This is a genomic window from Vibrio sp. 10N.222.46.A1 (assembly GCF_041473595.1).
GTDB classification, from domain to species: domain Bacteria; phylum Pseudomonadota; class Gammaproteobacteria; order Enterobacterales; family Vibrionaceae; genus Vibrio; species Vibrio tasmaniensis_A.
Genome location: NZ_JBFRSN010000184.1, coordinates 1 through 7,026, shown reverse-complemented (window position 1 = coordinate 7,026; position 7,026 = coordinate 1). Strand labels below are relative to the sequence as shown.

Below are 7,026 nucleotides of genomic sequence, written 5' to 3'. Positions count from 1 at the left end.
CTTTATACATAGAGTCCTCTCACTTATTCCCTGAAGTCGGGCCTAATCAATATTGAAACTACTTAGAGTCGAAGCTCGTTAAACGGCTTACTTAAACGAACAACCGATTTACTGTTGGCCGTAATAAGCATTTTCACCGTGCTTACGTAAGTAGTGTTTGTCGGATAGTTCTGGCTGAATTTTGATACCGCTATTCAAGGTGCGGGTTGCCAAGGCCATTGCAGAAACTTCTTCTAATACCACCGCGTTGTGAACCGCATCGTTGGCATCTTTGCCCCAAGAGAAAGGTGCATGTCCTGCAACAATCACGCTGGGAACGGCCATTGGATCGATTCGACGCTGCTTGAACTCTTCAATGATCACCAAGCCGGTATTTTTCTCGTACTCTTTAGCAATTTCAGAGTGAGACAATCGACGAGTACATGGGATGTCACCGTAGAAATAGTCAGCATGAGTAGTACCCAAGGCCGGAATATCGATACCAGCTTGTGCCCAAATTGTGGCACTGCGTGAATGCGTGTGAACAATGCCACTCACTTCCGGGAAAGCTTTATAAAGCTCTAAATGAGTTGCGGTATCACTTGAAGGATTAAGTTTCCCTTCAACAATGTTGCCTTCTAGATCGACGACCACCATATCTTCAGCTGTCATATCGCAGTATTCGACACCTGATGGCTTAATCGCTATCACGCCATTAGTACGGTCAAACTCAGAGACATTGCCCCAAGTGAATGTCACCAAACGATACTTCGGAAGCTGCAAATTGGCTTCTAAGACGCGTTGTTTCAGTTGGCTATATATAGACATAGTTGTCTCCTTACGCTGCTTCCGCTTGCAGTAACGCAGCATCAATTAAACGCGCCACTTCTTCTGGGCTTTTGCATGCGCGAAGTTTTGAGAAATCTTCATCGAACTCAATCAAGTTCGCCACTTGCATGGTACCGTCGATGTGTTCTTCTGAATCTTTACCCGCTAGCGTGATCAGTACATCAACTGGCTCATCAACACCTTCAAACGTAATGGGCGTTTCAAGCACGGTTAACGCAAACCCGGTACGAATCACACCATCTTCAGGCCGGCAATGAGGCAGAGCGAACGCATCGTGAATACAGATATAAGGGCCTTCTTCACCAATCGCTTTGGTAATCGCGTCGTAGTAACGCTCTTCAGCAACACCGGCTTTAACCAATGCGTCAGTACCTAGCTTGATCGCCGCTTTCCAGTCAGTTGCTTTTGCGTTCAGTAGGATAGAGTTATTCTTGATAAGAGATTCTTTTAAGTTCATGTTATTGCTCACTTATATAATTGTTTTTATTGGCTCAGCAGTGCGATACCACTGAGCCGTTTATCATTATTTGTGGAAGTTGTTCTCGATGATGGAAACAAGCTCGTCGCCGAAAGTTTTCACCATAATCATGTTCTTAACCGCTAACTGTTGCTTACCTTCCGGCAGACCCGTAATCTTCGCTGCAAGCGCAACCGAAGTAACGATGATGTCGAATGAACCAAGGTGCGATTTGTAATCAGTGATAGCGCTGTTAAAGGTCGAACTAGGAATGCCTTTCTTGTCCAAGTACTCTTTGATTTTCTTAGAGCACATCATTGAAGAACCTTGCCCTGAACCACAGCACACTAAGACACGAACCGGTTTCTGGTCAGCTGCTGGTGAGACTCGATTTTCGGATGTTGTAGAAGCTGCCGTTGCAGAAGCTGAAGGAGCTTGAGCAGTTGCTGTTGATTGTTGTGGTACTGCGACTTCAACCTCAATGCCCTCAGGTGTTACTGCGGTCATTGTTTCAGCGGCAGCTTCTGCGTCTTCTTCAGCTCGTAGTTGTTTAGAAGCGAAGTACATGTAGACACCAGCTAAAGCCAAAATCCCGAAGAAGAACATGTTAGAGCTCGAAATACCTTGCATGATAGGTGGGAAGACGAGAGCCCAGTCAGCCATACCCATCCAGCCATTAAACTCTGCTCCCGATTGAGCAAAGATATGAATTGCCCAAGCAGAACCAACCACCTCGATGATGCCCATCACGAAACAGATCTTCATTACCGCTTTCCAACCACCGAAGTGGTTCGCAAACACACCAATCGTCGCGTTCGAGAAGAACATTGGGATAAAGCCAGGAATGATCATGATAGGAGAATCAAAGGCTAACATTGCAAGAACGGCTGTGAATTGACCAACAGCGCCCCACATGAAACCGAACACCATTGCATTTGGAGAGTATGCGTAGATAGCCGCACAATCGATTGCTAACACAGCGTTAGGAATAAGGCGTTGAGAAATACCATTAAATGCCTCAGACAATTCCGCTACGAACATACGGACGCCGGTGACGATAACTTGAATAGCCACTGCGAATTTCAACCCAGTTTCGAAAATATAGATAAACCAGTGTGTTTTTCCTGCCATGTCTTGAAGGTTATCAAGACCAAATGAAAGAAGAATAATGCCGAAGAAAGCAGTCATGACTAGCGTTGTCGCTGCGATACTGTCGTGGAAAATGTGTAACCATTTAGGCAGTTTGATGTGGTCAACGCTGTCATTTTTGTCGCCAAGCTTAGGAGCAACCTTTGTCGCTACCCATGACGCAAACTGTTGTTGGTGACCAATAGAGAAACCCGCCCCGCCAGTAACCTCTTGGGTAGGCTTGAACATGATGTTAGACGAGATACCCCAGTACAACGCCATCAATATTGCTGAATAGATGATGGTTTCCCACATACCTGCACCAAGCACGAAGTAGAAAACAGCAATGAGGCCAGCTTGTTGGAACATGATATGTCCCGTAAGCATGATGGTTCTGATGCCCGTGATGCGGCGGAAGGCAACAAGAAGAATATTGAGACCAAGTGCCAGTAATACGGCATATCCAACCCAAGAATAATTGTCTCCCATGGTCTCCATGGTAGACATCATGGTTGTGTACGGATCTATCACTGACCCCGTCAATCCATGAATCTCACTCATTTTCAGAATCACTGGTTTGAAACCCGCTACCAATGTTCCTGCACCTACCTGCACTATCATGAAACCAACGATGGTTTTGATAGAGCCGGAGATAATAGTTGTTGCGTCACGCTTGAGTAGAATGTAACCCAGACAAGTAACAAGACCGAGTAGCAAAGGTGCTTTGGTCATTACCTGACTGTAAAAAATATAGAAAATATCGTATAAGAATTCCATATCTTTACCCCTGATTAATTTTAATTTTAATGGTATGTAGGATGTGATGATGTCTATTTTTGCTCACGAATTAGACTTTACCAATCAAAAGTAATCATTCAATGCTCACTTGTGATTACTTTGATTTATATCAATTAACCACACCCAGAATGTGCCTAATTGAGCTTCGGATCACACCAAAAAACAACAAATCAAATAAAATCAATAACTTATAAATCATTGTGATTAAGATCTAGTTTTTATAGCAATGTAGTTTGACAATCATGATGGTGATTATTAGAATCAAAACAAATCAAAAGTAATCATCAAATTGTCACAACGACATAAAGAGTGATAAATATGAATGAAGTACAAAGACATAACGGCATCGTGTCGCTATTAGAAGATATGCAGACAATAAACGTCTCACATATTATTGATAAATTTAGTGTTTCACCTGCTACTGCAAGACGTGACATCGCTAAATTAGATGAAGTTGGCCGACTTAGAAAAGTTCGAAATGGCGCTGAGCGAGTAGAGAATCAGAAGAGAAAGTGGTCACCACTCAATATCAACAGCACTGAGTTCTATGAAGAGAAAGCAGAGATTGCGCAAGCAGCAGCAGGACTTTGCGAGGCTGGAGATACAGTTGTGATCAACTGTGGTTCTACTGCGTTCCTACTTGGACAACAGTTATGTGGGGAAGATGTACAGATCGTAACGAACTACTTCCCACTCGCAAGCTACTTGATCAACGAAGATCATGACGATGTCATCATCATTGGCGGTCAATACAACAAAGCGCAGAACATCTTTTTAAATCCCGCGCCCAATTCACTGGGAGGCTATGCTGGAAACTGGATGTTTACCTCTGGTAAAGGCTTAACCGATGCTGGCCTCTACAAAGCCGACATGTTAACTGCTGTAGCAGAGCAGCAAATGCTTGAACAGGTCGATAAACTCGTTGTTGTTGTCGACAGTTCAAAGGTTGGACAACGTACCGGAATGCTCTTTTGCAGCACCAAGCAAATAGACATCGTCATCACTGGTAAAGATGCCAACCCCGAAGTCGTCAAGCGGATTGAAGCTCAAGGGACGCAAGTCATCCTAGTTTAAATCGAAGGGCTAACTAGCCCACCAATAATAATAAATTTAGCTCAGTGCCTTAATCAAAATTAAGGCGCTCGGCTCCCTACATCCAAAATTAATCAAATTATTGAAATAAAAGGTATTATCATGAGCAACGTAAACGAAATCACTCGCGAGTCTTGGATCCTAAATACATTCCCTGAGTGGGGCACATGGTTAAATGAAGAGATCGAGCAAACCGTCGTGCAACCGAATACATTTTCTATGTGGTGGCTTGGCTGTACAGGTATTTGGCTAAAATCAGAAGGTGGTGCAAACCTATCAATGGACTTCTGGTGTGGTACTGGTAAAAAAACACAAGCTGTTCAAAAAATGAAAAACCAGCACCAAATGATGCGTATGGGCGGTGTTGAAGCACTTCAGCCAAACCTACGTACTGCAATCTTCCCATTGGACCCTTTCGCTATTAAAGAGATCGATGCGGTTATGGCATCTCATGATCACGGCGACCACATTGACATCAACGTTGCTGCAGCCGTTCTACAAAACTGTGGCGAGCACGTTAAATTCATTGGTCCTAAAGCGTGTGTTGATTTATGGATGAAATGGGGTGTGCCAGAAGATCGTTGTGTTATCGCGAAAGTTGGCGACGAGATTAAGATCAAAGACGTCAATATTAAGGTTCTTGATGCATTCGACCGTACTGCTCTAGTGACACTTCCTGAAGGCACTTCTTCTTTAGACACTGATATCTTAGGTGGCATGGACGATCGTGCAGTGAACTACCTAGTAGAAACGACAGGCGGTTCAGTTTACCACTCTGGTGATTCTCACTACTCAAACTACTACGCTAAGCACGGTAATGACCACAAGATCGACGTTGCACTGCTTTCTTACGGTGAAAACCCACGTGGCGTAACTGACAAAATGACGTCTTCAGACATTTTACGTGCCGCTGAATCTTTGGATTGTGAAGTCGTTGTTCCTTTCCACCACGATATCTGGGCTAACTTCCAAAATGACCCACGTGAAATTGAAATGCTGTGGAACATGAAGAAAGAACGTCTGCAATACGGCTTCGCACCTTTCTTCTGGCAAGTCGGTGGCCGATACACTTACCCTACAGATAAAAGTCGCATGCACTACCAACACTTCCGTGGTTTTGCAGATATCTTTAAAAATGACCCAGAACTGCCATACCGCGCATTCTTGTAATCATTAGTACCAACATTAACTAGGGAGCGATTCGCTCCCTTTTTTAATCATCGAATAAGGATATTGATATGGTATTACGCGAATTTAAGGAGCATTTCAAACGTGGCGATTTAGAATCAGCAATTGCCGTAAACTCTCCAAACAATGATGGCTATTACTTGATGGTTCTAAGCAGCAAGTGGGGAATAAATAGTTTCTTAGAGTCCGACCGAAAGCTGAAACCAAGGGTATTCAAGACCCAACAAGCTCTACTAAATGCGGCAAAATCAATTGGCTTCAGTCATCAATCAGTCGATATGCAAAATTTCTAGAGCCTTCTGCCTCCTGCTCTATCAAATGCTCCCCTTCGTCTATCTAAATAATTCTAATAAAGCAAGAACAGCCCTTCATAACCGCCAATATGAATTTCAGTCACATACTCTCCGATGTTGCCGTTTTCATCGACAGGCTTCATCGGCACGTCCAATACAATCATCAGCTTCTCTGCCTCATAAAAGCTCGAATTCTTACCGTGGAAATCCGTGCGGTACAACACACGACCATTGCTGAACTCTCTCGCTAACACCATATCTTCAGGGCCACCCGCGGCCACCTGATTTTTAGATTGATACATAAAGTACGTGAACGTAGGTAGAACGTGAGTCATACCATTAGGCAGATCAGCATGCACCACTTCACTCATCGATGAATCACCAACGATGGTGTAGTCTGCGGGTTGAGGTGTCGTTGTCGACAACATCAAAGGAATTGGCTCAAATCCCTGTAGGGCCTGATGACTCGCCTCTCCCAAATCAACGGCTAATAACGAACTTGGTTGATAAGCGATATTTTTAGGGACACCACTTTGCCAGAAAGTGTCTGCAGTCGTGTTATCACTCCCATAGACGTAACTATTGTTCCACTGATTAAAATAGCTGTGTTGAGCATGTCGATTGAGGTGGTAAATCGCTAGGGTCGAGTATTGGTCTTTCTTCCAATTCTCTTCACTATTTCCTAGATATTGGACTCGCCCGTAACGCGTTGTCGCCTGAAAAATAACTCTTTGTCCATTGTAGGCGAGCGCAGAATTATCCCAGAACTTAGAGATCCCCGAGTAACCACTAAATCCAGTAGACGGAAAAATGTAATGCTCTCTCAGATACAAAGACCCGGCTTCGCTAAGATGAGACTGCCCATTTCGACCCAGCAAGTTCGCCATACCAATGTTCAACCCAATAGACGCATCACTTTCTAAAACAGATAGATTTTGGAGAAACGCTGAAAATTGTTGCTTGTAGAGATCATCCGCTTGATTTGAACCCGCAACAGATCCTAACTCTTGAACATGTCCGCCAGAATGGACATAGAACTGGTTCGAGCCAATGAGTTTATTTGTGTCGTCGTTGTATGCACCATTCAAACCTTGGCTTGCCCAGCTTTGCTTGTAGTAGCGATGAATGGCCAATAAATAATCCGCGTTTGCGACGTTCGTTAACGACCAAGATGAATTCGTGCTCCACATTCGACCAAATGGCACCACTCTTGATTCCCAACGAAAACGCGCTGTCGCATTC

At 44.0% G+C, this 7,026-nt stretch carries 6 protein-coding genes and 1 pseudogene; 3 read left to right on the top strand and 4 right to left on the bottom strand.

Annotation, left to right across the window (positions count from 1 at the left end; all coding sequences use genetic code 11):
- Nucleotides 1-108: 108 nt before the first annotated feature.
- The 3 genes from AB4496_RS06285 to AB4496_RS06275 all read right to left on the bottom strand — a co-directional run bounded on the left by AB4496_RS06285 (nucleotide 109) and on the right by AB4496_RS06275 (nucleotide 3,190).
- Nucleotides 109-801, bottom strand: coding sequence for an L-ribulose-5-phosphate 4-epimerase (locus AB4496_RS06285; RefSeq protein WP_032555158.1), 693 nt, complete (start codon nucleotides 799-801; stop codon nucleotides 109-111).
- 16 nt (nucleotides 802-817) lie between these two features.
- Nucleotides 818-1,285 carry a PTS sugar transporter subunit IIA gene (locus AB4496_RS06280; RefSeq protein ID WP_009845900.1) on the bottom strand — a complete coding sequence of 156 codons (468 nt, stop codon included), beginning with the start codon at nucleotides 1,283-1,285 and terminating at the stop codon, nucleotides 818-820.
- Nucleotides 1,286-1,351: 66 nt separating this feature from the next.
- Nucleotides 1,352-3,190, bottom strand: coding sequence for a PTS ascorbate-specific subunit IIBC (locus tag AB4496_RS06275; RefSeq protein ID WP_009845901.1), 1,839 nt, complete (start codon nucleotides 3,188-3,190; stop codon nucleotides 1,352-1,354).
- Nucleotides 3,191-3,529: 339 nt separating this feature from the next.
- On the opposite strand from AB4496_RS06275, the gene ulaR reads away from it, so the two are divergent.
- The 3 genes from ulaR to AB4496_RS06260 all read left to right on the top strand — a co-directional run bounded on the left by ulaR (nucleotide 3,530) and on the right by AB4496_RS06260 (nucleotide 5,784).
- On the top strand, nucleotides 3,530-4,285 hold the full coding sequence (gene ulaR / locus AB4496_RS06270; RefSeq protein ID WP_009845902.1) for an HTH-type transcriptional regulator UlaR: 756 nt from the start codon (nucleotides 3,530-3,532) through the stop codon (nucleotides 4,283-4,285).
- Nucleotides 4,286-4,405: 120 nt separating this feature from the next.
- Nucleotides 4,406-5,473: an L-ascorbate 6-phosphate lactonase gene (ulaG, locus tag AB4496_RS06265; protein WP_009845903.1), complete on the top strand. Its 1,068-nt coding sequence runs from the start codon at nucleotides 4,406-4,408 to the stop codon at nucleotides 5,471-5,473.
- Nucleotides 5,474-5,541: 68 nt separating this feature from the next.
- Entirely contained in the window at nucleotides 5,542-5,784 is a 243-nt protein-coding gene (locus AB4496_RS06260; protein ID WP_009845904.1) for a hypothetical protein, read from the top strand.
- A 53-nt stretch (nucleotides 5,785-5,837) separates the two neighbouring features.
- Here the strand turns inward: AB4496_RS06260 and AB4496_RS06255 are convergent.
- Nucleotides 5,838-7,026: pseudogene (locus AB4496_RS06255) on the bottom strand (hypothetical protein); the annotation flags it as partial.